Below are 250 nucleotides of genomic sequence, written 5' to 3'. Positions count from 1 at the left end.
CGAGGCGATCCACGCGCGCACCCTGACGATCAACCGCTGGCTGACCGTCGAGGCGGACGACATCGATCTTGATACCGACGGCGAGACGATGCTGGCGGGGATGACGGTCGAGGTGGTCGATCCGGTTACCGATTACGCCGAACTCATGCGCAAGCTGTTCGACTTCGATGCGATCCGCGCCGCCGGGCTGTCGATGGCGTTCGACGCGATGAGCGCGGTGACCGGCCCGTACGCGACTGAGATTCTGGAG

The 250-nt window shown here is 64.8% G+C and carries 1 protein-coding gene; it reads left to right on the top strand.

Features of this window, described 5'->3' with window-relative positions:
* The coding region (locus AC0IYH_RS33045) for a hypothetical protein (protein ID WP_471838614.1) at positions 1 to 250 on the top strand (250 nt) is incomplete at both ends.

Source organism: Pseudomonas sp. AC463 (genome assembly GCF_979253585.1).
The sequence above is the reverse complement of the archived record's forward strand: the minus strand, read 5'-3'. Positions and strand labels throughout refer to the sequence as shown.